The organism is Labrenzia sp. THAF82, from assembly GCF_009363435.1.
Classification (GTDB): Bacteria; Pseudomonadota; Alphaproteobacteria; order Rhizobiales; family Stappiaceae; genus Roseibium; species Roseibium porphyridii.
Map to the genome: position 1 here is coordinate 4620475 of NZ_CP045354.1, position 24123 is coordinate 4644597.

The following is a 24123-nucleotide window of genomic DNA, read 5'->3' on the forward strand; positions in this document are numbered from 1 at the left end:
CCTTAAGCAGCGAAAAGCCCGATGGAATTGCCATCCGGGTCGATGCAATAGGCAAACCGGCCTGCCGGAATTGCAATCGGGTCGGAGACGACTTCACCGCCAGCCTTTGCAAAACGTTCCATGGTTTCCTCAAGCGTGTCCGGACACGCGATATGCACCGTGGGTCCAGACCCGTCACCTGCCGGTTTACCGGGATAAAGATGTCCTGCAATTCCGTCCTGCTTGTTGGTCGTGAACATCGCGATATGGTTCGGTCCCATATCTGTAACAAGTTTGAGTTCGGTTTTGAAAACGTCATTGTAAAAACTGATTGCCTTGTCCAGATCAGTTACCGGGATCTCCATCCAAACAGTGAAGTTGTCAGGAACAAATGTCATTGAAAGTCTCCTTGGCTGCAGTGATGTGAGGCACTCTAGCAAAGGGCTCCTGACAGCCTTCTGTCAGGAGAAACCATCAGAGCTTTCGTTGGCAAGGTTTTGGTTTCTGGCCCTAAAACGACCTTCAGCTCAATTTGTTTCATCCGGTTTGTGACAATTTGCCAGCACAATGACATTGCGTGTAATGAAACTGAGATATAACTTTAACGCGAATGTCAATCTTCCGTCACTGTGTGCTTGCAGAGTGTTTTGGCTGATCACCAGCCCATTCCCTGCGGAGGCTCTCATGAGAAAACTGACCCAGGTCCTGCTATTGGCGGGCACCAGTGCCATGGCATTCAGCGCGATTGCCAAGGATGCCGGTTATATTGGTGAAATTGATGTCGTTCACGGCGACAGTTCTGCCGACACAGCAACCGGAAAGGTGTTTTTGGACACCAACCGCAACTCCAGACTGGACGCCGGTGAGGCTGGCCTGGCCGGGGTCCTTGTCTCAAACGGGCGTGAAGTTGTGGCAACCGGTGAAGACGGTTCCTACACATTGCCGGCTTACGACGACATGAACCTCTTCATCACGAAACCGGCAGGCTACATGACGCCAGTTAGTGACGACATGATCCCGCAGTTCAGTTATGTGCACAAAGTTGCCGGTTCCGCCAATCTGCGCTTTGGCGGCATCGAGCCAACAGGGCCCCTGCCCCAATCGGTAAATTTCCCGCTTGTGGAAGATCCGGTCGGCGATGAATTCCAATGTCTGGTGTTCGGGGACACACAGCCATATTCCAACCAGGAAGTTTCCTATGTCCGCCAGACGGTGGGCAAGCTTTTGACCAACCGTGACAACAGTGCCACCCAGTGTCTGCTGTTTCAGGGTGATGTCATGGGCGATGACCTGTCGCTCTATCCACGCTTCAAACAGATTGTCGCCAAGGGTGGCGTACCGCAATACTACGTTGCAGGAAACCATGACCTCGACTTCGATGCCAAATCCGATGCCGACAGCTTTGACACTTTTCGCCGCGAATTCGGCCCGGAGTATTATTCCTTCGACATCGGTCAGGTGCACTTTGTCGTTCTCGATGACGTGCGGTACCCATGCAATGGTGTAGACACCCACGCATTTTGTGATTTGTCGGCCAAACCCTCTTACAACGGCGTCATCTCCGAGCGCCAACTGGAATGGCTGAAAAACGATCTTGCCAATGTGCCGGAAAACAAGTTGATCGTTGTGAGCGCTCACATACCATTCGTGACCTACACGGATGCAACCGCCCAGAAACACCAGGTCGACAATCTCGACAAGCTCTACGACTTGATAGGCGACAGACCCGCGCTCGGGCTTTCAGGCCATACACACACAACGGAACAGATCCTGCCGGGCGAATTTTACAAGGGCTGGGAAGAGGCTACGGGAACAGGGCCTGCCAAATTTCATCAGATCATCACTGGTGCAGTCTCCGGCTCCTGGTGGGCAGGTGACCTGAACAACAGCGGCGTTCCTCATGCGACACAGCGTCTTGGCTCCCCACGTGGCTACTATGTTCTGGATTTCGCGGGTTCTGACTATGTCGACACGTTTTTGACCTTCGAAGGCGACGAAAACGATCAACTTCACGTCTCTTTCAACACGCCCCGCTTTCGCGATTGGGCGGAGCAACTGGTCAGCTACACGACCCAAAACGACATCCCGAACGACATCACACCTCCGGTCACCGTCAACGACCTGGGAGACATGGACATGTTGACAAGGGCGGACCTCTCCGGAACGACTTATGTCGCCATCAACGTCTGGAACGGTTCGAAGGAAAGCCGGGTATCCTTCTCCATAAATGGTGGCGATCCGATTGAGGCCGAGCGCACGCAAAAAGGCGAAGGCGAGGAAGCCTTCGACGGTCCGACCTATTCCGACCCACTTGCGATGGCGAAGCAGTCCACAAACGGGCGTCAGGCCGTACGCAGTACAACCGGAGGCGACGCAACCGCCGGCTACCGCACCTGGCAGGGCCTTCAATGGACCGGTGTCGCTGGCCCGTTTCAGGATTGGATGCTGACTACAAAATCAAGCCATCTCTGGCGTGCCGAGCTCCCCGGAGATCTGCCGGCTGGCGTCCATACGCTCGAAGTCCGCACAACAGACCGCTATGGGCGCATGTATAAACAAACCAAAACCTTCGAGGTGGTGGACGAATTGCCGCAAATGACATGGCAAGAGAAATTCTGGAATGAATAACCTGTAAGAACCGGTAAACTGCAATAAAGATAGCCCGGCTGCTTTTTCGAAGCAGCCGGGCTCCATTCGACGGAATGACCCGATGCCTCAAAGCCGCAAGTGCACCAGTGCACTTAACTTTGCATTCTTCAGCCTGTTTTATGTCCTTGCAATGCTGCTGACGCAGCCCGCAGGCGCACATTTTTCTGACGGAACAAAGGTCCGCACAATTCTGGTTGCCGAGGAGAACGGTATTCTGGTCGCCTATGTCAGGGCGCCTGCGCCACTTGTCTTTTCGGATCTGGTCGGCAAAGCGCAGGTTGACCAAACGCCTCTGGAATCGCCCTTCTTGCGCCTTGAGACAACCGGAACCAGCAATCGCTACAGACTGAACATGGGTGCAATCGCTGAAGACCGGAGCTCGTTCGAAACACGTTTGACCGAAGCACTGGTCTTTTCTCAAGCGGGTCTCGACCTTTCCGCAAAGATCGCTGGCTTCACAGTGCACATGCAGCGTCCTCAATCAGAGTTCGGTTCGCTGTCGGCGGCCAAGACAGCAGTCGCAGAGCCTCCCCCTCGCCTTGATCCGCTTTTCGGACAGGCCGTGGTTGATTACGTGGTGCAATTGGACAGCCAGGACCCTTTGGGGATCCTCAGCGTGCGTGCAGGCTATGGACCGCTTATTCCGGGACCGGGTGTTGCAATAGACAATCATCTCATCGACGCGCGCGTGAACCCACCGGTCTCTCTGACCGCACCTGGGCAGCTCGAGCAACCGGCAGTGATCGACGGATCGCGTCTTTCAACCTTTGGCCATTTCGTTTTTCAAGGTGCCCTGCACATTGTGGAAGGTCTGGACCATGTGCTTCTGGTCATTGCCATGGCCCTTGGCGTCGGTGCCACACGCAAACTGATTTATTTGGTGACTGCTTTCACCCTCGGGCATTCTGTTACGCTGATTGCTACGTTTCTGGGTGCAACACCGACCTGGCCATGGTTCGTTCCAGCTGTTGAAGCTGCTATTGCTGCTTCGGTGCTCTATGCCGCCGTAGCGGCGATGATCCATAGATCCGGCTCGGTTCTGGTCTTTACAGGTATCGGATTGTTGCACGGACTCGGATTTTCCTTTGTGCTCGGTGACATTCTCGGCCGCGACGCGCCGGACCTCGTCCCGGCTCTCCTTGCTTTCAATATCGGTATTGAACTTGGTCAGCTCGCGATTCTTGCCGCCACGTGGAGCATTGTCTTCTTCATGAAACAACTCGCCGAGCCGGCACTCAAGCCCGTCAGATTGGGAGCACTGACCGGGATCGCGCTACTGTCTTCCTGGTGGATCGCGGAACGGCTCAACGGCCTGGTGTATTCAATCTGAGACAATTGAGTTCCGCGGAGGACGGCAGGTTACGGCACCTGTGGTCAGTTGCTCGAAGCTGTCATTACGCGGTTCTACAGGCGGGTCGCCGAGATTGAAGTGCGCGCATTGCGCTCAGTTGCATGCATAGCAGGGCGTGCGGCGTGCAATCCATGCGTCCAGTCCTTCAATGATATCCTGCGTTGCACACATCCTGGCAAATTGTTCCTGCTCGACGGTCAACCCTTCTCCGATGGTCATGTTCAAGCCCCGTGTGACGGCAGTAATGATGCGCGCTGCCGCCAAAGGCGAATGCCTCAGGATCCGCTCTGCCAATTCGAATGCTGCCGGCAACAGGTCTTTGTGCGGAACGACCTTGTTGACAAGACCCAGCTCATGAGCACGGTCTGGTCCGAACGTGTCGCCGGTCAGCAGAAGTTCCAATGCACGCTTGCGTCCGGCCAGGCGAGGCAGACGCTGGGTGCCACCAAATGTCGGTGGAATTCCAATGTTGATCTCAGGTTTGGCAAAAACTGCCCTGTCGGAGGACACAGCGAGATGAACCGCCTCGGTTATCTCACAGCCGCCGCCAAATGCGATGCCATTCACTGCAGCAATCACCGGTTTGGGGTATGCCTCAAGTCTCGCTGTCATGCGTTGTCCACGGCGGCAAAACTCTCTTACAGCCTCGTCTGTTCCACGTTTGATGCTCTTTGTGAATTCATGAATGTCGCCACCTGCGGAGAAGGCCCTCTCGCCTGCGCCGGTCAATACGATGGCATGGGCTGTTTCATCTTGCTCTAACTGATCAAGGAGCGAGAGGAGCCGGTCGTTCGTTTCGTAGTTGAGTGCATTGAGTTTTTCGGGTCGGTTCAATGTCAGCAAGGCGATTTTGCCACGCATTTCGAGGATCACTGTGTTGTCCAAGGCGTTTCTCCTGTTCGATTGACAGGAACGCTAGCGGGAGAGAGAATATCGGTAAACTCACTAGTCAGTATACTTTTTATAACTAACTGAAAATAATGTAAAAATGAGAAAAGACACACGAGACAAGATTATTGATGCCGCGACGAAGCTCTTCTATCGGGAGGGTATTCGCGCGGTCAGTGTCGACGCAGTTGCCGCCAAGGCCGGTGTCACGAAAAAGACGCTCTATTATCACTTTGAAAGTAAGGATGACCTTGTTGCAGAGTACCTTTCGTCACGCGACCAACCCAATCTGAGGCTCTATGAAGCCTGGTTTGGAGCTGCGCAAGGGGATGTTTCCGACAAGGTTGAAGCGATCTTCCTGGAATTGACCGAGGCCGCGAGGCACCCGAAATGGCAGGGGTGCGGTTTCTTGCGCACCACGGCGGAACTTGCCAATCAGCCGGGCCACCCCGCGCTGCGCGTGGGCGCTGCACACAAAAAGAAGTTCGAAGACTGGCTGACCAACTCATTGTCGTCTCACGGCTGCACCCACCCGGACGCAATTTCGCGTCAGGTTGTTTTGCTGATGGATGGTGCATTTTCCACCATGCTCGTGCACCGAGACCCAAGCTATATTCAAGAAGCTGGGCGGGCTGCCAAGACCTTGGTGAAAGGTGCTCTCGAGCCTCCAAAAACCTGAAAAGTCGTTGCGTCCAATAAGTTTTCGGTTCCGACATCGAACTGACTTATGCGCCCAATTATGCCAAGGGCGTACGCTCAGCACCATTCGTGTCTGGTGCCGATCAGGCCATCCAAACAGAGCGAAGAAGCCCGTGCACGGCCCGCTTGCGCTGAAGCAAATCCACAGAAGCCTGCACATCGCCAAGCCTGCATAGCGTTGTTATCGCTGCGGCAGGAAAACTCATCTGCTCAAATGCCACCAACATTGATCTTGCTCAAGGTAACCGCTCCGGCTTGGCGGCACTTTGAGTGTCTTAAAAGGAGGCAAGAATGAGCCACGTCCCACACGAGCTGCATGAAGAATTTCCGGAAGCGGCTGAAAAACTGCATCAACTGAAAATTGGCGACAGTCATTTTGCGCGTCTTGCAGACGAATACCACACCATCAATCGAGAAGTTCACCGCATCGAAACAGACGTGGCACCCGCCTCGGATGAGGTATTGGAAGACCTGAAGAAGAAACGCCTTTTTTTGAAAGACCAGATTGCCGCCAAACTGGCGGCGACCGAAAACACCGTGTCCTGAGCCCCTCCTTTTCAGGCCGGTGTTAGCGCCCGCGCCGTCCCCGTCCGACGGCGCGGGCCACCTAATCGATCTTCGATCAAACTGGAAAGATCACGATACCGCGGATCAAAAACAGGCGGCACCGGCTGCGACAAAACGAAGGCTTTTGAAGACAGTCCGCAAGGCAGATTTCCGAGAGCCCACATAAAGAAGGCGCCGAAACTTCCATGAAGTCCGGCGCCAGTCTGGGGAGGAACGACCCTCATCGTTCATGGAACATGTGGGTCTGCATCGTTAAACTTGCAAGAAAATAAAATGTGAGCATGACGTGAATCCGAGCCGCGAAAGGCACTGGAATTGCGCCTCTCTCTTGTTTCCGGATCAGCTTTTCAAGAACCGTCCGAACGAGAGCCGAAACGCGGATCCTCGAAATCCAGTTGATACCAGCACATTAAGAACCTCAATTAATTAATTGAAAAGTATAATCTTTGCCTCCTGAGAAAATGATTCAAGGGCTTTACAAGCTGATTCAACACGGGCCTCTGATTGACGGCCCGAACCCGATTGAAAAGGAAGCGGGGCATTTGCGCGGTTTATCCGCCTTGACGGTTCATTGACGCTGCGGTCTTCTCTAGAAAATCGTTCTCTTGGAAATTGTCATGTGTCTGGCCCGCCTGTCTGTCTTTCTTCTCTGCCTCTTCCCTGTGACCGCAGAAGCGGCTGATTTTTGTGTCGACGTTCATTCCAAAAAAGGGTGGCAGAGGCTTACGTTGCCTGATGGAAAAATACGGCGGGTCAGCTTCAACGGCAGCTGGAGTGTCATCAATGGCATCTACAAGCCGGTCGGGCCGCGCGGATATTCCGGCAAGGACGCGAAGAGCCTCGGCCCGTTGTATGGCTATAAATTTGACCAGTCCTATTCCTTTGGCGAAATGTTGGTCAGGGACCAGGCTGGCAGGATTGTTCCTTTTGCAGAGTTTGCCGCACTGGCAGTCAATGCACCGGACCCTTCCGGTACCTACAGTTTCAGGATCAACGACAAGGACGTTGCCCTTTGGGACAATGCCGGGGCGATCCGTGTCTGTATCTCAATGCGTTGAAGCCCGAAATCATCAATCGAGAAGCACATGACGAATAAGGTTGTTCTGATCACCGGTGCGGCCAGAGGCATAGGTCTTGCCGCCGCACATCTGATGATGGATCGTGGCTGGCACGTCGCCATGTTGGACAGGGACGGCGAAGAGCTGCTCAAAGTCACGAGCGGCCTTGAGAAGGCAGCGCCATTCATCTGCGATGTCTCAATTCCAAAAGAGGTGGCAACGGCTCTGCCTCAGGTTCTCTCCAGATTTGGGCGCCTGGACGCGGTGGTGAACAATGCGGGCGTTGCAGAGTTCGGTCCAATCGACCGGACAGACTTCGCAATGTGGCGACGGGTCATGGAGACCAATCTGGATGGCGTTTTTCTTGTATCTCAAGAGGCGATACCTGCCTTGAAGGCAACAAAGGGGGCGATCGTGAACATCGCTTCTATTTCCGGTCTGCGCGCTTCAACGTTGCGCGTCGCCTACGGTACTTCGAAAGCTGCCGTGATCCAGATGACCAAACAGCAAGCGGCAGAACTCGGCGAAAGCGGAATTCGAGCCAACTGTGTCTGCCCCGGACCTGTGAAAACCAAACTCGCCATGGCGGTACACAGCCAGGAAATCATCGATGCCTATCACGATGCCATACCGCTGAACCGCTATGGCCAGGAGGTTGAAATTGCCGAAGTGATTGCGTTCCTGTGTTCCGATCAGGCGGCATATGTAACCGGCCAGGTGATCGCCGCCGATGGTGGGTTTGAAAGCACTGGTGTCGGTCTTCCCGCGCTTCGAGACAAATAAGCCCGATCTCTATTTTCTAAACGCCCCTTCCGGACGATACTTGTCCATGACGGCATCAAGCCGGTCATTGGTGATGGCAGGGTTTGCATTTTGAAGGCACGGCAGAAGAATTGCCTTATTGGCCCGTTGTTCCGCACCGCTTGGATATTTGTCAGGCTCCGGATTGACCGGCTTGAAACATTCGATGAACACAGCTTCTTCAATTTGGAGGTCCTGGGCAATCCTGTCGGTCAGCCGGTTGGGGTCCTGGTCTGCAAAGGCAGACTGGGAAAGCAGCATGAAGAAAATCACAAGACCTGATCGCATTGAAGTGCTCCCATTGAGGCTGATCACCTGCGCGGCAAACGCGTTTGGACATTGTGACCACTCTATGGAGATGTACATTTTCGTGTGTGACGATCGTCACACCTGTTTCCAATTTCCCTTTTTTTTCAACGAAGCTTAGTGGTCCGAGAGGAAATGAGCCGCGATTTGGCGCTGATGTGGACGTGTTCTGTGCTCAAACAGATAAATACCCTGCCAAGTGCCCAGGACCATTTGACCGTTGGTCACCGGGATGGACAAGGAAACAGGCAAGAGTGCTGCCTTGATATGGGCCGGCATGTCATCCGGTCCCTCAAATGTATGAACCAGATAGTTCATGGACGGGTGATCCGCAGACGGCACCAATCGCTCCAGATAGGCTTTCAGGTCAATTTGCACGTCCGGGTCGGCATTTTCCTGTATCAACAGTGAGCAGGACGTGTGACGCACAAAAAGCGTCAACAATCCATCCTGGCCACCTTGATCGGACACCCAGCCGGCAACATTACTGGTGAACTCGTAAAGACCCTGACCTTCCGTGCGAATAGAAAAAACGGTGTGCATTTGGGGCTTTCAGAAAGAGGACTGTTCGATTGTGTAGAGGCTTATGCCATTCGCTTTTGTCTGACAATCACCCCATAGGCACCAGCTTTCCAGCCTGGCACGAAAACCAAGATACAGTTTGGTGCTTGCAACCGGGACTGGCAACCGCCATCTGAGCTAAGGCCTCTCATCGCCACACTCGGTGTCACCGGTTCTGGAGGTACTCATGTCCATCCCTGCGAAACGAATTCTGATTGCCTCGCTTGGTACGCGCGGTGATGTCCAGCCATATGTCGCGCTCGCAAAAGAGCTTGTGCTGCAGGGCGCTGAAGTGACGCTTTCCACCGGCGAAGGCTTTGAGGACATGATCGAACAGGTGGGAGCAAGGGCCCGCCCTCTTCCGATCAACTACCAGACACTCCTGCAGAGTGAAGATATTCAAGAGGCATTGTTTTCGCTGAAAGGGAAAATCCGGGCCGCAAAGCAGAACCTTGCGCTTCAGAAAGAGCTGACAAGGTGCCTGTGGTCGATAACGCTCGATGAGCAGCCCGACCTGATCCTGTTCAATTTGAAAGCGACTGTGGTGACGCTCGCAGCCCGGCGCCTTGGAGTGCCCGCGCTCCCGACCGCTCTTCAGCCCGTAACCGCACCGACCGCAGAATTTCCTTTGCCGTTGTTCGCCATTCCTGACCTTGGCAGCTACTTCAATCGCAAAAGCTATCTAGCCGGACGTTTCTTGATGAAAGTCGGACTGGCAACGCTCATAAAACCAATCAAGCCGGAAGCAGAAGCAGAGTTTGGAATGTCCGGCGCTCTTATGGACGGCCATTGGCCGGGTGGCGGCATGGCGCCAGCGCTACAAGCCTTTTCCAAAGCGCTGGTGCCGACACCGGAAGACTGGAGCGAAGAAAATATTGCCTGCGGTTACTGGCTCACGGAGACCGACGCTGCGTATCGCCCGCCAGCCGATCTTCAGCAATTCCTGCAAGACGACAGTTCTCCCGTCTATCTGGGTTTTGGGTCCATGCCGAGCAAAGATCCTGAGAAGCTGACGAAAACAGTTCTTGCAAGTCTTAAGAACACGGGACAGCGCGCAGTGCTCGCAACCGGTTGGGGCGGACTTGTGAAAGAGAACCTTCCCACTGAAATGGCCGATCGCCTTTTCCTGATCGACAAAGCCCCACATAGCTGGCTGTTTCCGCGGTGTTCAGCCGTTGTCCACCATGGCGGAGCCGGCACCACGCATGAAGCGCTGCGCTGGGGTAAGCCGTCTCTCATTTGCCCGGTTTTCGGCGATCAGCCGTTCTGGGGAAGCCGGGTGCACAAGATCGGCGCGGGCCCTGCCCCATTACCTCAAAAACAACTCACCACGACACAGCTGACAACCGCCTTGAACGCCCTTGAAGATCCCAAATATCGAGTTGGTGCTGAAAAAGCTGCCGAAACGATGTCAAGCGAACCCGGCGCGGCCGGAACCGCGCGATACCTGCTCGGCGTTCTCAAGACCGGTCAGAAATCACATTGATCATGACTCAACGCTCGTCCGCACCTACTGCCAGGTCAAACAAGAGCCTACTTAGGCTTCTAGAGCTTTGCCGATTTCCACATTGGTGACCCAGCCGACAACCGGCTCGGTTGACTTTCCAGTGGCCGTCACGATCACATCCTGGCAACCGTCCTTGTTCTCCATATGCATCTTCGCGTCGGCAAGCGTTCCCCCGGCACGCGCAAAGGCGACATACCCGGTGATGAATGCTCCAAAAGTTTCAGGTGCTCGCGACTCGCTGGCAAGGTCGTGCACCTTTTCCAGTTTGTCCTTGTTCTTCGGGTCATTCTTGAAATTCACGGTAACATTTGAAGGAAGGTCGATGGCGCGCATTTCACTCCACAGGCCTCGATGAAGCACTCCAACACAGGCCTTGCCCGGCGTCAGAATGACAACTCTTGAGATTGGCCTGCCGCCCGGGAGTTTGTCTTCAAACGCTTCCGCCACTTTCTGGATAGGAACTTCCTTGAGATCTCCGTTCGGCGCCTCAACAGTTCCAACAATTTTGTCGATCGGGATCATGGCTTCCTCGATTGGGACAGCCCTGAGCTTTTGCCCTGACAACTTGACGAGGCTCTCTGTCGCCTTGCTGGCCGCCTCGAAGTTCTGCTTGCTGAAGTAATAAGCGAGGACTGTGCCCACCCAGGTCGCAAACAGGGGCAACAGCGCTGCGAAAACATACTGACTGTTTTCAACTGCATCACTGTTCGAAGCGCCAAAAATACCAACGCCCAGAACGACCACCGAGACAAAAATCAACCCGACAATGGAAAACTTGACGATATCGTCAGCCAGCATTTCACGAAAACCAGAAGATGCCTGAGAAGCTGGTGCAGGCTTTTCAGCTTCCTTAGCCTTCCGATTAAACGCGATGTAAGCAAGCACACCGGAAATAAAGACCAGCAAACATAGAATTATAATCAGAATGGCGTTCAAGCTAAGCACTCTCCCCTCCATTTTTGTTGTATTTTGAAGAATAAAAATCTGAAATTACATAAATATACTAAATTGACTTATCGTCAGACACTACCAACCGATATACACTCAGTGGTTGAAAGGCGCATTGACTCCCAGAAACGACCTGGTACCAAAAGCATCGGGCACAATTGCGTTTCCGATCTCGCTATTTCGGTGAATACCGACGCCAAATCCCGACAGTTCAAGTACCTTGTTCGACCAAAAAATCTTGTGCTCTCATGGCCACCGGCAAGACAGGATTTCGATCAGGTGGCGGGATCTCTCTTTTCTTTTCGACCTTTGCCTGACACAACTATGAATGCCAATATGTTTGAGGAGTCACCGGCCTGTGTTTCCCGCCCGCTATTTCGTTTTCCTTCTGTGCCTTTTTCTGACACTTGTCAGCTTCATCTTGATCTTTGCCTGGAACATTCATTTCCTCTGGCCATTTGCCGTCTTTTCAGCTCTCTCAGTGACGGGTGTGCTGGATCTCTCGCAGACCAAGCATTCCGTCCTTCGAAACTATCCGGTCATCGGTCACTTCCGGTTTCTGTTTGAAGCCATCCGGCCCGAACTTCGGCAATATTTCTTTGAAAGCAACCAGGATGGGCGGCCCTTTTCGCGCGAAAGACGGTCGATGGTTTATGACCGGGCGAAGAACATTGAAGATGTGCTGCCCTTCGGCACGGAACTTGATGTCTATGACGATGCGTATGGCTGGGTGAACCATTCAATCAGCCCAAAGCCTGAAACGCATGACGACTTGAGGGTTACAATCGGCGGCCCGGACTGCAAGCAACCTTATTCGGCATCTCTGTTCAATATTTCCGCCATGAGCTTCGGGTCTTTGTCGGGCAACGCGATCTTGGCACTGAACAAGGGTGCCAAGGCAGGCAACTTCTATCACGATACGGGCGAAGGCAGCGTCTCAAGGTACCATCGGGAAGGCGGCGGCGATCTGGTCTGGGAACTTGGCAGTGGTTATTTTGGCTGCCGGACAGAAGATGGCACCTTCGATGCGGAGAAATTCAAGACACAGGCTGCCAATCCGCAAATCAAGATGATCGAGATCAAGATGAGCCAGGGGGCAAAGCCTGGCCATGGCGGCGTATTGCCAGGACCCAAGGTAACGGAAGAAATCGCAGAGGCGCGCGGTATACCTGTTGGCAAGGAATGCGTTTCACCTGCCAGTCATTCCGCCTTCTCTACTCCGCTCGAGCTCTTGGATTTCATCGCCAGACTGCGCGAATTGTCAGGCGGCAAGCCGATTGGCTTCAAGCTTTGTGTGGGCCACAGATGGGAGTTCATGGCAATTGTCAAAGCCATGCTGAAGACAGGCATCAAGCCTGATTTCATCGTCGTGGACGGGGCGGAAGGCGGAACGGGTGCTGCGCCCGTCGAGTTTGCCAACAGGCTTGGAACACCACTTCGTCAGGGGCTCTCATTCGTGCACAATTGCCTTGTCGGCACTGGGTTGCGCGACGACATAAAACTGGCAGCCAGCGGCAAGCTGATCAGCGCCTATGATATTGCCGGAACCATGGCGCTCGGTGCGGATTGGGTAAATTCAGCACGCGGTTTCATGTTTGCTGTCGGCTGCATTCAGTCCCAGAGTTGTCATACCAACCGTTGCCCGACCGGCGTTGCAACTCAGGACCCCAAACGTCAGCAGGCGCTTGATGTTCCCGACAAGTCCCAAAGGGTCGAGAATTTCCATCGCAACACGCTGAGGTCTCTGAAGGCCTTCACGGCAGCCTCCGGCTTCGACCATCCGAGCGAATTCGAGCCTGAGCATTTCTACCTGCGCGAAGGCAACCGCGCCATCATGCCTGCAAGCGCTGCACTCACCTGGCTGAAACGCGGAGAACTGCTCGACGAAGCACACAACATTCCCGCCTATTCAACCTATTGGGAAATGGCCGTGGCGGACAGCTTTCACCCAGCCAAATCCCTGGCAACCGCAAAAGCACTACAGCATCACAAGGTTAGCCACTGAGTCCCCTCAGCCGAGAAGTCCTTAAATCTGATCCGCCAAACGCCGAACGAAGTCTCCAGCCTCATGGGAGCGGATCAGTGCGTGGCGTACGAGGTCGTCGAAGTGGCCGGAGAAAAGCTGTACATGGCGGGTGTTTGAAAAAGCGAGATAGCGCTGGCCGAGATAGAGCGCGGCCCATTTCTTGCCGAAGACCGTGAAAGGTGCGGAAAACCTGTCATTTGCGCCAAAAAGATGAAGCCGGAGAGACGGATACAGATCGTTCAGGATCCGTCCCATGGTTTCGAGCTGTTCTTTACGCGTTTCAGGTGGAAGGCCTGACCAGAGCCCCTCACCGCTTGCAAAACCTTCCAATGCTTCCTTGGAAAGCGCAATTTCCATATCGGTTTCGGCCCGCCCCAAGAGGGCGCGTTGATCCTTCGTACCAGTGATGGCCTGATCCGCGGTGCGCAGCGTTTCACCGGCATATTCATATGCCAGCACGGCTTCGGTCTTTAGAACATCCGGCAAATTGGCCGGGACGTGCCGGATCTTCGCGCCAACCGCGTCCCGATACCAAGCGAGCAGATGCTCATCGACGGGATGGCGCTCCGTTTCCGCCACCTGGACGGCCTGATCGAGGATTTCAGCTGCTGCCCCCCGATGGGTGGACAGGCCAAGCAGCCAGTCGGAAGAAACACTCAGGGCCGTTGCAATAGCAGCGAGAGCTTGCCCGTTGGGCAATCGCGGCGCGTCTTCAGACAAAAGTTGTGACACGGTGGAGCGGTCAAGTTTTGCTCCGCGCGCGAGGTCACTCCGGTTCATGTCCCGGCTGCGCAAGGCATCTGACAGCCTTTCGCGAAATAGCTCGGCGCGGTCTCTTTTATCCATAGGGGAGTTTTGTCATTCAGGTTTCGAAAAATCAACAGGCCTGTGACTTCAAAAACTGCCGCTCGGTCTCAGGGAGATCTTCGACCCGGAAGCGGTTTGGCACGTCAAGCAGTTCTAAACCCAGCAAATGGATCCAATTCAACCAAACGATGGGTCAGGAGGACTTCATCCAGTCTTGATTGAGTTCTCCAATCCCTGCAAGGCACTCGCATTGCGCCAATGAAGCTGGCCAAAGCGGCCCTTAAAACTTAGGCTGAACTGCACAAATCCTTGGGGCATACTGAAATTCGTGGGAACGCCGGAGATTTCTATGAAAAGTGGCAAGGCAGAAAACCGCTCGACCGACGGTATGATCGACTACGATGCGAATTCTCGCGCGCAACAAAACAATGCTCTTGGAAATGCCGAGGTCATCAGTGAACTTGCCCAGCGCGTCTCCTCACATGCTGACGTTCTGAACATGACCGACTTTGGGTGCGGCCCCGGGCAAAGCGCAATTGAAACCGTCAAGCCGGCCCTTTCCTGCTGGAACGATTGCGCGCCCAACAAGATGGTTTCTGTGTGTCATGCTGACCAGCCGGGCAACGACTGGAACGCGCTCATGCAGCGGATCTTCGGTGACAACGGGTATGTGCGGGGCGCAAACCCTGCGCAGGTGTCAACGTCCGTTGGTTCATTTTATGAACGCATGCGTCCCGACCGGTCCGTTTCTCTGGCGACGTGTTTCTTTGCAAGCCACTGGCTTCGCAGCCCCGCTTCACTGCCCGCTCCCGACACGGTCTGGTTTGCCGACCTTACGGGCGAGGCCAGAACCAGAATGTGGCAAATCGCCGAGCGAGACTGGATCAGATTCCTGCGGCTGCGCGCGGAAGAACTGCGTCCGGACGGCTATCTTTTTGTCTCGACAATCGGCGCGGCCCCGGACAAAGGAGAAGTCAATGGCACCGCAGCTTCCGGGCGGACGCTTTACAGAGCAATGCAGGACGTGACTTCCAGCATGACCGAAGACGGTTTGCTGGATCGAAAAGCTTCAGAAGCTTTCCTGTTCGGCCTTTGGTTCATGACAGCGGAAGAAGCGCGCAGTCCGTTTGAGATCCATGCCGATCTGAATGAAGCCTATGAAATAGATACAATCGAGGTTGTCCCGGATCAGAACGGTGACATCTTCGCCGATTGCATCGATGAACCGGATCTCTATGCGCAGAACTATGCCGGATATACGCGAGCGTTTGCAGCCAGTTCCCTGAGGCATCAACTCTTTCGCCCGTCTGAAACGACCAAGCGGACCGCTGAAGCACTCGAGACCGAGTTTTTCAAAAGATATGAAGCACTTTATAAGGAAAAGACTTCAGCACTTGCACTCGAGCAATGGCATCTGAATGTTATCTTACGAAGGCGCTAACCGGACTGTCTTGCGATTTTCAGAAGCTACGGCGATGCGACGCACAGGCTCCAGCAGATCCTGCCACACTTTGATCAGAACCTCGTTCCCCCGCTCGATGGGCTAGCGCTGCGCTTTTGATCATTTTTCTCAAGCCGTTCGAACTTGGCACCGGAAGGCACCAATTCCTTGAGTTTCCCGGGTCTTATCTTCTTGATTTTGGAGCCGCTTGTTTTGTTGTTTTTCCTGCCCCTAAAGACAACGTCATCGAACTCGAAAGTACCACGCCCAAAAGCTGCAAGCGCCAGCTGAATTTCTCGGGACTTCAATCGGTCGAACGGCACGCGCGTGATCTCAATACCGTTTCCGCTGAAAACCAGTTCGTTCCCCAAAACCCTATAACTTATGCGGTTTGGTCCACGGTTTTTCAGGGCAGCGTGTTCGCCGCTATATGCCAATGTCAGTCTGCCACGCTCCTTTCGCAGGACGTGATATTTTCCCTTGCTTGCAACAGCAAACAACCAGTAGTCACCGCGTTTGCTTGTCAAGACCGCAATACCGGCGCCGCCCTTGCCTGAATTATTTGAAATCACCGTGACAGCCATTGCCCTGCCGTACAAGCGGGTCAAACTGTTGGTTCCTTCAAAGCGTGCCCAGTTGATAATGTCGTAGTGGGTGGCCCTGGGGTTGGCATCGTTCACGAAAACAAGCCTGCCCTTTTCGACCTTTTTCACCCAGGGTCGGTCAGTTTGGTCAAACTCAATTTGACCACCCAGCATCAGCTCCGGATCATCACCGTTGAAGTCTTCTTCATAAGTGAGTTTTTCTGACGAACTGTCCGAAATAGCCTGAGCCCAGACAATGCCAGCCGAGACATAGCCGGACACAAGCATCATAACGATGGCAAGGAAGGCACTTTTCCAGCCCGGCATCCACGCACTCCAGTTTCGATACAGCTGGTTGTCTATAGGTTGCATCGACTGGTGAGCGAAGCAGGAACTCTACTTAGAGTTAATAATACTCTCGCCACACTTAAGTCGACTCTGTTGAGTCAAATGCCAAAAATCCGCCGGATTGCCGCTCCCAAAGCGTTGCATAAAGCCCGCCGCGGGTCAGCAATTCGCGGTGACTGCCTTCTTCAATGATTTTGCCTTTGTCCATCACCACCAGCCGGTCCATTGCAGCGATGGTCGACAGGCGATGGGCAACCGCAAGCGTCGTACGTCCTTCCATCATGCGTGCGAGGTTTTGTTGAATGGCGAGTTCCGCCTCGCTGTCGAGTGCAGAAGTTGCTTCGTCCAGAATCAAGATCGGAGCATCCTTCAAAAGGACCCTTGCAATCGTAATCCTTTGTCGCTGGCCGCCTGACAGTTTGACGCCACGATCTCCGACATGTGCATCAAGTCCTTGCCGGCCTTTGCTGTCTTTCTGGTCTTCAATGAAGTTCAGCGCTTCTGCCGCCCTCGCCGCTTGCAGAATTTCCGCATCCGATGCCTCAGGTTTGCCATAACGGATGTTGTCTCGGATAGAGCGGTTCAAAAGCGAGATGTCCTGGGTCACGACACCGATCTGACTGCGCAGGGAGACTTGGGTGACATCCCGTACATCCTGGCCATCAATAGAAATGGTGCCGGCGGACACGTCGCGCAGTCGCATAAGAAGAGAAATGACCGTTGACTTGCCTGCTCCGGACAAACCAACCAAACCAACGCGTTCACCGGCGGAAATCCTGAGATTGAAGTCTTCCAGAACGGGTTGACGATCCTCCTGATATGCGAAGGAGACCTGATCAAAACTGATTTCTCCGGTGTCGACGGTCAAGTCGACCGCATCGCGTTTGTCCGTTATTTCCGGTCTGCTCGTCATGATCGGCATGGCATCCTTGATGGTGCCAAGCGTGCTTGTGACTGACTGACCGACGCCGATAAAACTCGAAGACGCAGCCGAGAGCGAACGCGTGACGGTCAGCCCGGCGACGAAATCTCCAATCGAAACCCAACCGCCGCTCATACCCCAAAAACCGATGGCGACAACCGCCAGCACCATCAGCACATTGAGAAAATGGACGCTGCTGTCGGTCAAAATGTATGAACGATTTTCGTTGTGGCGTGTATCTATGGTTTCACCGATCACCTTCCGGATAGCGCCGGCTTCAGAATCTTCAGCCGCAAAGAGCTTCACCATGGCGATGTTGGAGTAAACGTCCGTCATGGCCCCGGTCGCGCGCGAGTTGGCCGCCGCCACTTTCGCGGAGCGCTGCAAATAGGCTGGAATCGCGGCCCAGGCGACCACAATATTGGCACCAATCCAGATCAACACAGGGATTGCCAGTGGCCAGGCGAGAGCCAAAAGCAGAAGGAACGAGCCGCCGAACTGGATAACAAGGTACGGAATGGTTTCGATAGCCAACATCATCTGCCGATGAACGGACATTGTGACCTGAGCAATCCGCGAAGCAACCTGACCGGCAAAGGTATCTTCAAAAAATGCGAGATCCTGCGCTTCCACTGCCTTGTGGGCCTGCCAGCGCATGGCAGCCGGAAGCAGTATCCGGACCGTTTGAAAGGCGAAAGTCTGCCGCAGCAGAAACACGACCGGATCCACCAGAACAAACAGAACGAAAATGACCGTTAGAAACCAGACATGAGTTTGCAGGAACGCTTGAGGCCCCTGCCCGGTCACCCCATCCACGACATAGGCAATCGCCCAAATTCCAGCCAGACCCAGCGCAGATGAAATCATGGCCAGAACCGACACGACGACAAGCTGCCACCGGAACATCTTGGCAAAATGCCAGACGAGAAAGAGCGGCCCTTTGTCCGGCAAAGGGGTGATAGGAAGCTCCAACGGCTTGAAATGCGTCTCGAATGGCTGGAAATACCGATCGATCAACCGCGCCAGGACGGGTTTCATGAACGACACTGCCTGACCTCCTTGCTGTATGCTGGGGCTTGATGGTTTTGACGGTCACGCGAGACCGGATCTGCGGGGAATGCTTCCAAGTTCAACAGCAGGAAGCGACGTCAGGCACGTGCCTCGATGCGGTAGACGCACCGCCTGTCGCCTGAGAGTTGGTGTTCAAGGCGCTCGACGTCAACATCGGGACCAAGCACATCCTGAAACAGTTTGAGCTCCGATCGGCAAAACCCCTGGCAGGCAGTCGCAGCAGCACAGATCGAGCAGTGGTTCTCGATCAGCAAAAAACCGTCGCCCTCCTGGGCAACATCTGCCATGTAACCTTCCTGCGTACGCAGTTCGGCCAGAACATCCACTTTTTCAGACAAGCTGGATGCTTCGCTCAAGGCTTCCAGATAGGCAATTCGGCTTTGCTCCTCGCGATGAGAGATCAATTTCTCCAGCCCTGCCGCGCCATATAGGTCAGTTAGACCGTTCAACAGCCCCAGCACCAGATTGGAATGATTGTCAGGAAACTGCTGATGCCCCTGAGGCGTCAGGTCCCACACCCGTTTCGGGCGCCCGACTGACCCCTTCAGGTCCTCAAAGGCCACCAGACCATCCTGCAACAACCCGTCAAGGTGCTGTCGTACGGCAACTGATGTCACACTAAGCCCTTCGGCAAGATCTGCCGCTGTTTTGGGACCGGAGGACTTCAGAGCGTTCAGGAGCCGTGTTCTGGTTCTATCTGCCATGGCCGGATATATAGCGCATTTCAACGATAAAAAAATAGTTCGCTTTTCTTATTAGCGACGATCTATCTATCGGCAATCCTTAGTTGGCCTTCATCGCAGACAGGAGCCGAAGAACCTGCAAAGATGTGCCTGTGAACGTTGCGAAGGTCACGAGGTTCAAAGCCAGACGCGATGAAAACACCAAAGAAAGCAACCCGAATTCTCAGGTGACACACTTAAAAGTTGCTTTTCCAATGATCGCACCGTATTAACGCTTCGTCATCCATGTGATCTTTTGGCGCAAATTGTCAAACGCGTTAAGTAACGTGCTATTACATCTATAACTTTTCTTTCATCTTCTATCCGATAGAAATAAAGCATGGCAGAGGAGAAGATGAACAAATTTTCGGCTTTCATAAGATGGATGATGATCGATCCTCGCCATCCGGATATTGCTCAGGCTCAATACAATGAGCTGAAGTCGCAAATTCCTTCCCTTTATGCCTTGCTGATGGTCAATGCGATTGCGGTTTCCTACACGCATTACGACGTTGCACCCTTTTATCTAACCGTCGGCGTCCTTGTGCCGATGCTGATCTTCACCTCGATCAGAATGGTGACCTGGCTGCGTGCGCGCCGCGTGGTTCTGGGTCCGGACGAGGCCATCAAGAAGATGCGCCAAACGGTCATTTTGGGCAGCCTCGTGGCAGTCATCTATATCGCCTGGTCTTTAAGCCTGGACGGATATGGCGGTCCTGCCGAAAGAGGACATATTGCGCTATTCATCGCCATCACGGTCATCGGTTGCATTTTCTGCCTCATGAACCTGCCGCAGGCAGCGCTCATGGTAATGATTATCGTGACTGTTCCATATCTCTTTCACTACATCCGCCAGGAACAGGACGTCTACATCGCGATCGCGATGAACATCTTTCTCGTCTGCCTTGTCGTCATTCAGGTTCTGCTCAGCGGTTACAAGGGATTTTGCAAACTCGTTCGTTCCCAGGCGGCTCTGGCTGCCAAGCAAAAGGAAACAGAACGGCTGAGCGCTGAAAACGCTCAACTCGCGCAGACCGATGCCCTGACCGGCCTTCCCAACCGCCGCTATTTCTTCAACAGGCTCGAAAACCTGATTTCGGAAGTGGATGGAACCGACGCGGTATTTGCCGTCGGAGTTGTTGACCTGGACCGCTTCAAGCCCATCAACGACACATATGGTCACAAGCTTGGCGACCAGCTTCTCACCGAAGTTGGAAACCGGCTGAAAAGCCTCGGTATGTCGCAGCTGGATATTTGCCGGCTGGGTGGTGATGAGTTCGGTTTTCTGTACCGTGGCGATCTCGAAGACGCCGCACAGACCGGTCAAACCATCTGCGAGCAGATCAGCGAACCCTATCGCATCGGTGACCTGCAACTGACGGTCGGGGCTTCCTGCGGGATAGCGTATTATCCGGAAGCCGGCACAAGTGCGCATGTTCTCTTCGACCGTTCGGACTATGCGCTTTATAATTCCAAAACAACCTCGCGCGGCCGAACGACCGTCTATTCAGCCGAGCATGAGGCACGCATCCGTTCTGAGCGCGCGATAGAAAACGCGTTGCAAAACGCGGATCTGGCGAAAGAATTTGAAATCTACTTCCAGCCGGTCATTTCTCTGCCTGAACGCGAAGTTGTTGGCTTCGAGGCGCTTGCACGCTGGGACAGTCCGGTTTTGAACCGAGTTCCACCCGATCGTTTTATTCCGATAGCCGAGCGCACCGGAATGATCCATCGCTTGACCGTTCACCTCTTCGAGCGGGCCGTCGAGCAGATCAATGGCTTGCCGGGTTCGCTCAGTCTTTCCTTCAACCTGTCTGCGCACGACGTTACCTCGGCAGAGACGGTCGCCGCGCTTCTGGACATCATTCGCCTGAAGAAAATTGACCCGCGCAGGATCATGTTCGAAATCACCGAGACTTCGGTCATCGGGAGTTATGAAGCTGCCGAGACTTGCCTCAAGACGCTGCGCGCCGCAGGGGTAAAGCTGGCCCTGGACGATTTCGGAACCGGTTATTCCAGTCTAGGATATCTTCACAGACTGCCCATAGACTGCGTCAAGATCGATCGCAGTTTCGTTTCAGGCATCGCGGACCCTGTCGCCATCGGTGTCGTCAACTCGATCGTCAACCTGTGCCGCTCCATGCAGATCTTGTGTGTCGTCGAGGGCGTTGAAAAACCCGACCAACTTGAGGTCCTGGAAGCCCTGCAGTGCCATCTGGTTCAGGGATTCCTATTCGGCCGGCCGCAACCTTACGAAACCGTAGCAGCCAGTGCCCTAGAAGCCGGGACGGTCGATGGCCTCTCACTGTCGAATGGCTCCATCAACGGAATAGTTCTCCAATCGAACGGTTGACCGGTTTTGTTACTGATGTTGATCCTCCCGCCGTGCTACCAGAAGTCATGACTGGCGGCACGAAACGACAAAAGGACATGCGCAAGGCTCTGCGGCTGTTGCTACCGCACATCCCAATGCGCGACGCCGAAGCCATCCTCGCAGCATCTCTGGCAGGGCATCTCAGGCATCTGCCTCCGTCCCTCGCGCTATGGCAGGCGACAACGAGCTATGTGCGGCATGAACTGACAGACTACGATACGCTTCTAGACGATGGCTACGACAGGGATGCCGCCAGGTTCTTTGTCGTCGACGACATGAACACGGTACTGGAGGGCTGGGGCTGTAAAAACCGTGTCTCGGCAGAAGACGACGTTATCTCCTGAAGACACAGCTCCTGTTGCGACTGTCGCTCCTGGAGGTGAAACGCCCTAGGGACGCCGCGCGACCAGGTCGATTTCAACCAGCGCATCAACAGCCAGGCCCGAAACGCCGACGCAGGTGCGCCCCGGTAGTTTTCCTTCGTTGAAGAATTTCTTGTAGGTCTCGTTCATGGCCTGATAGTCGCGTTTGAACTCGGTCAGATAGACCCTCATGAAGGTAACGTTTTCCAACCCGAGACCGAGCCCTGTCAAAACAAGTTTCAGATTTTCCATCACGCGCTCGGTTTGCGCCTCGATACCGTCAGGCAACGGAGCATCCGGATCGTCAGGCGCGGTCGGCATCTGGCCAGTGACGAAGATCCAGCCGTCGATCTCAACAGCATGAGAAAACGGGGCGACCGGCTCCGGGGCCTGATCAATCATGTGATGGATGGGCAGCATCTGTTTCTCCGCGTCGATGGAACTCACGACCCAGAGTATCGATTCAGGAGCGCCGGTAAATCCATTGCTCGGGAATATGCGCCACGACCTCTTCACCCGGACGAGCAATGCCGGGTTTTTCGACATAGCCGACCAGACCACGCAATCCACGGGCTTTTTGTGCAAAGAGAAGATCGAGCCCTTCCCGATCGGGGTAGTTTTGCGCAATCGCGGCCCCTGCAAAGCGACATGGCAGATTGTCACCGTCGACGCGGATCACAAGGCCACTTTCGAAAACCAGCCGCGTGCGCGCTGGTATTCTGGTCAAGGCAGGAATTTGGGAGAGAAGAAAATTGGCCCCGACCCACTCAGGTTTCACCTCCTCGATCTGCAATTGTGCTGCAATCTCGGTGAGCTCCTCGCTCGACAGAAGCGATACCTGCCGTTCGTTGCACATTTCGGTGCCTCGAGGATACCAAGGCTCACGTCCACCCGACAGTCTTGTAAAACCTGCGTGTCTGTCCCCGGGGATACCTTCGAATGTCAGCTCCAGGCAATCAACAGGGTCCGTCCGAAAGTCGTCCTTGCCGGACGTTCCGAAAACGCCTTCGATGCGCCCTGAGATTCTGAATTTGGGCGTGGTCTCGAAGGTGTTGGGTAGGAGCGAAAGCTGGTCAATCATGAGAGCCTCCTGATGGCGATTTGGGCCAATCTAGGCGCGGAGGTCTCCCTGAACCAGCAAATCTAATTGATGGATTGATCAAGAATGCCGATTGATGTGTCTGTGCCAAAGGCCAGTTGCACGCCGGTACCATACGAGACGCCCTCCGCGCCTTGAGGCACGGAGGGCAGTCATTCAACAACTGCAGCTTCACCTATTGCAGCTTCACAGTGCAAACCATTTGAGTGTGCTGTGAATTGATCCAGCAATTCGGCGGCAGCGGTCCTGTCGGGATCGGATAGTAGTAGTAGGCAGGCTGCTTGTTGGCATTTGCGATCGCAGCTCCTGTTGCTACACCAGCCGCATAGGCACCTGGATGATAATAAGGTCCGTACGGCGGGTAATACGGGTGATAGGGCGGGTAGTAGGGATGATAGGGATGGTGCCAGGCGCGGCATCGCGGGTCCTGGGGCGAGTGGTAGCAATAGGGTCCATAGGGTTCAAAGCCTACGCTTCCTGGCGCGGCTGCGGTTGTGCCATGGCGCTGCGCGTGATGGGGTCTTGAACTGCGGTCAATGAACAAGGCAACACCCTCGGCACTTTCCGGAAGCTCGCCGCGCAACACCGTGACACCATAAACCATGGATGAGCCTTCGGTTTTAGCCGATGTCAGCTCGACAAGTGCCGGTGCCTTGTCCGTCTTGCTCAGGATACTGACCACCGCGTTTGGCGGGTCACCTTCGAAGCCATCAGCAGATGTCCAGAAATCCGCAAACTGTGCGTTGGTAATCTGACCGCCTACGCGATAGGGACGGTCGCTGAAATAAAGCACACCCGTGTTGGCATTCGACAGGGTCAATGTGCTGCCGTCAAACGTCATATCGCCGGCCTGCTGCACAAAATCATATGTCGGCGGCGGTGTCGGATCCGCATTAACTGGTTGGGCGTCCTGGGCCATTGCCTGGCCGGACATCATGATGCCGGTAAGACCGGCTGCAATCATCAAATCACGCGCTGAATGAAGTGTCGTCATTGTCCATACCTCCTCCGGGTATTACCCGATCTTCAGCTTTTTACACGGGTGGCGAATTT

At 54.4% G+C, this 24123-nt stretch carries 23 protein-coding genes; 11 read left to right on the forward strand and 12 right to left on the reverse strand.

The window, feature by feature from the left end; translation table 11 throughout:
* Positions 1 to 2: 2 nt before the first annotated feature.
* Positions 3 to 377, reverse strand: coding sequence for a VOC family protein (locus FIV00_RS21265; protein WP_152502635.1), 375 nt, complete (start codon positions 375 to 377; stop codon positions 3 to 5).
* Positions 378 to 663: 286 nt separating this feature from the next.
* On the opposite strand from FIV00_RS21265, the gene FIV00_RS21270 reads away from it, so the two are divergent.
* Complete coding sequence (locus FIV00_RS21270) at positions 664 to 2607, forward strand: calcineurin-like phosphoesterase family protein (RefSeq protein ID WP_173006091.1); 1944 nt, start codon at positions 664 to 666, stop codon at positions 2605 to 2607.
* 82 nt (positions 2608 to 2689) lie between these two features.
* Entirely contained in the window at positions 2690 to 3958 is a 1269-nt protein-coding gene (locus FIV00_RS21275) for a HupE/UreJ family protein (RefSeq protein ID WP_152502637.1), read from the forward strand.
* A gap of 114 nt (positions 3959 to 4072) precedes the next feature.
* Here FIV00_RS21275 and FIV00_RS21280 read toward each other — a convergent pair whose 3' ends face one another.
* Complete coding sequence (locus tag FIV00_RS21280) at positions 4073 to 4864, reverse strand: crotonase/enoyl-CoA hydratase family protein (RefSeq protein ID WP_152502638.1); 792 nt, start codon at positions 4862 to 4864, stop codon at positions 4073 to 4075.
* A 103-nt stretch (positions 4865 to 4967) separates the two neighbouring features.
* Here FIV00_RS21280 and FIV00_RS21285 point away from each other — a divergent pair, with 103 nt between their 5' ends.
* From FIV00_RS21285 to FIV00_RS21300, 4 genes are all read left to right on the forward strand, one after another.
* Positions 4968 to 5546 carry a TetR/AcrR family transcriptional regulator gene (locus tag FIV00_RS21285; protein WP_152502639.1) on the forward strand — a complete coding sequence of 193 codons (579 nt, stop codon included), beginning with the start codon at positions 4968 to 4970 and terminating at the stop codon, positions 5544 to 5546.
* Positions 5547 to 5857: 311 nt separating this feature from the next.
* A complete protein-coding gene (locus tag FIV00_RS21290) occupies positions 5858 to 6112 on the forward strand; it encodes a YdcH family protein (protein WP_152502640.1) in 255 nt (84 codons plus the stop codon).
* 638 nt (positions 6113 to 6750) lie between these two features.
* On the forward strand, positions 6751 to 7191 hold the full coding sequence (locus tag FIV00_RS21295; RefSeq protein WP_152502641.1) for a hypothetical protein: 441 nt from the start codon (positions 6751 to 6753) through the stop codon (positions 7189 to 7191).
* 27 nt (positions 7192 to 7218) lie between these two features.
* Positions 7219 to 7974, forward strand: coding sequence for an SDR family NAD(P)-dependent oxidoreductase (locus FIV00_RS21300; RefSeq protein ID WP_152502642.1), 756 nt, complete (start codon positions 7219 to 7221; stop codon positions 7972 to 7974).
* Between the two features lie 9 nt (positions 7975 to 7983).
* Here FIV00_RS21300 and FIV00_RS21305 read toward each other — a convergent pair whose 3' ends face one another.
* Both FIV00_RS21305 and FIV00_RS21310 read right to left on the reverse strand, forming a co-directional pair.
* On the reverse strand, positions 7984 to 8280 hold the full coding sequence (locus tag FIV00_RS21305) for a hypothetical protein (protein WP_152502643.1): 297 nt from the start codon (positions 8278 to 8280) through the stop codon (positions 7984 to 7986).
* Between the two features lie 135 nt (positions 8281 to 8415).
* Positions 8416 to 8841, reverse strand: coding sequence for a secondary thiamine-phosphate synthase enzyme YjbQ (locus tag FIV00_RS21310; protein WP_152502644.1), 426 nt, complete (start codon positions 8839 to 8841; stop codon positions 8416 to 8418).
* A 205-nt stretch (positions 8842 to 9046) separates the two neighbouring features.
* On the opposite strand from FIV00_RS21310, the gene FIV00_RS21315 reads away from it, so the two are divergent.
* Positions 9047 to 10345 (forward strand): glycosyltransferase, encoded by a 1299-nt coding sequence (locus FIV00_RS21315; protein ID WP_152502645.1) that lies wholly within the window; start codon positions 9047 to 9049, stop codon positions 10343 to 10345.
* A 51-nt stretch (positions 10346 to 10396) separates the two neighbouring features.
* Here FIV00_RS21315 and FIV00_RS21320 read toward each other — a convergent pair whose 3' ends face one another.
* On the reverse strand, positions 10397 to 11311 hold the full coding sequence (locus FIV00_RS21320) for a hypothetical protein (protein WP_152502646.1): 915 nt from the start codon (positions 11309 to 11311) through the stop codon (positions 10397 to 10399).
* A 331-nt stretch (positions 11312 to 11642) separates the two neighbouring features.
* On the opposite strand from FIV00_RS21320, the gene FIV00_RS21325 reads away from it, so the two are divergent.
* Positions 11643 to 13319, forward strand: a complete 1677-nt coding sequence (locus FIV00_RS21325) for an FMN-binding glutamate synthase family protein (protein ID WP_152502647.1) — start codon at positions 11643 to 11645, stop codon at positions 13317 to 13319.
* 21 nt (positions 13320 to 13340) lie between these two features.
* On the opposite strand, the gene FIV00_RS21330 is transcribed toward FIV00_RS21325, so the two are convergent.
* The gene (locus tag FIV00_RS21330) at positions 13341 to 14120 is read right to left on the reverse strand and encodes a helix-turn-helix transcriptional regulator (protein ID WP_209006648.1); all 780 of its coding nucleotides are present in this window, start codon (positions 14118 to 14120) and stop codon (positions 13341 to 13343) included.
* A 376-nt stretch (positions 14121 to 14496) separates the two neighbouring features.
* Between FIV00_RS21330 and FIV00_RS21335 the strand changes: the two genes are divergently transcribed.
* Positions 14497 to 15588, forward strand: a complete 1092-nt coding sequence (locus FIV00_RS21335; RefSeq protein WP_152502649.1) for a hypothetical protein — start codon at positions 14497 to 14499, stop codon at positions 15586 to 15588.
* Between the two features lie 74 nt (positions 15589 to 15662).
* Here FIV00_RS21335 and FIV00_RS21340 read toward each other — a convergent pair whose 3' ends face one another.
* The 3 genes from FIV00_RS21340 to FIV00_RS21350 all read right to left on the reverse strand — a co-directional run bounded on the left by FIV00_RS21340 (position 15663) and on the right by FIV00_RS21350 (position 19217).
* On the reverse strand, positions 15663 to 16499 hold the full coding sequence (locus tag FIV00_RS21340) for a hypothetical protein (RefSeq protein ID WP_152502650.1): 837 nt from the start codon (positions 16497 to 16499) through the stop codon (positions 15663 to 15665).
* Between the two features lie 100 nt (positions 16500 to 16599).
* Entirely contained in the window at positions 16600 to 18480 is a 1881-nt protein-coding gene (locus FIV00_RS21345) for an ABC transporter ATP-binding protein (protein ID WP_173006257.1), read from the reverse strand.
* 110 nt (positions 18481 to 18590) lie between these two features.
* Entirely contained in the window at positions 18591 to 19217 is a 627-nt protein-coding gene (locus FIV00_RS21350; protein ID WP_152502652.1) for a metalloregulator ArsR/SmtB family transcription factor, read from the reverse strand.
* A 373-nt stretch (positions 19218 to 19590) separates the two neighbouring features.
* Here FIV00_RS21350 and FIV00_RS21355 point away from each other — a divergent pair, with 373 nt between their 5' ends.
* On the forward strand, positions 19591 to 21588 hold the full coding sequence (locus tag FIV00_RS21355) for a bifunctional diguanylate cyclase/phosphodiesterase (protein WP_209006649.1): 1998 nt from the start codon (positions 19591 to 19593) through the stop codon (positions 21586 to 21588).
* Positions 21589 to 21635: 47 nt separating this feature from the next.
* The gene (locus tag FIV00_RS21360) at positions 21636 to 21953 is read left to right on the forward strand and encodes a DUF2293 domain-containing protein (protein WP_152502653.1); all 318 of its coding nucleotides are present in this window, start codon (positions 21636 to 21638) and stop codon (positions 21951 to 21953) included.
* A gap of 45 nt (positions 21954 to 21998) precedes the next feature.
* Here the strand turns inward: FIV00_RS21360 and FIV00_RS21365 are convergent, their stop codons facing one another.
* The 3 genes from FIV00_RS21365 to FIV00_RS21375 all read right to left on the reverse strand — a co-directional run bounded on the left by FIV00_RS21365 (position 21999) and on the right by FIV00_RS21375 (position 24064).
* On the reverse strand, positions 21999 to 22391 hold the full coding sequence (locus FIV00_RS21365) for a RidA family protein (RefSeq protein ID WP_152502654.1): 393 nt from the start codon (positions 22389 to 22391) through the stop codon (positions 21999 to 22001).
* Between the two features lie 43 nt (positions 22392 to 22434).
* A complete protein-coding gene (locus FIV00_RS21370; RefSeq protein ID WP_152502655.1) occupies positions 22435 to 23052 on the reverse strand; it encodes an MOSC domain-containing protein in 618 nt (205 codons plus the stop codon).
* Between the two features lie 193 nt (positions 23053 to 23245).
* Positions 23246 to 24064 (reverse strand): hypothetical protein, encoded by an 819-nt coding sequence (locus FIV00_RS21375; RefSeq protein ID WP_152502656.1) that lies wholly within the window; start codon positions 24062 to 24064, stop codon positions 23246 to 23248.
* Between the last annotated feature and the right edge of the window lie 59 nt (positions 24065 to 24123).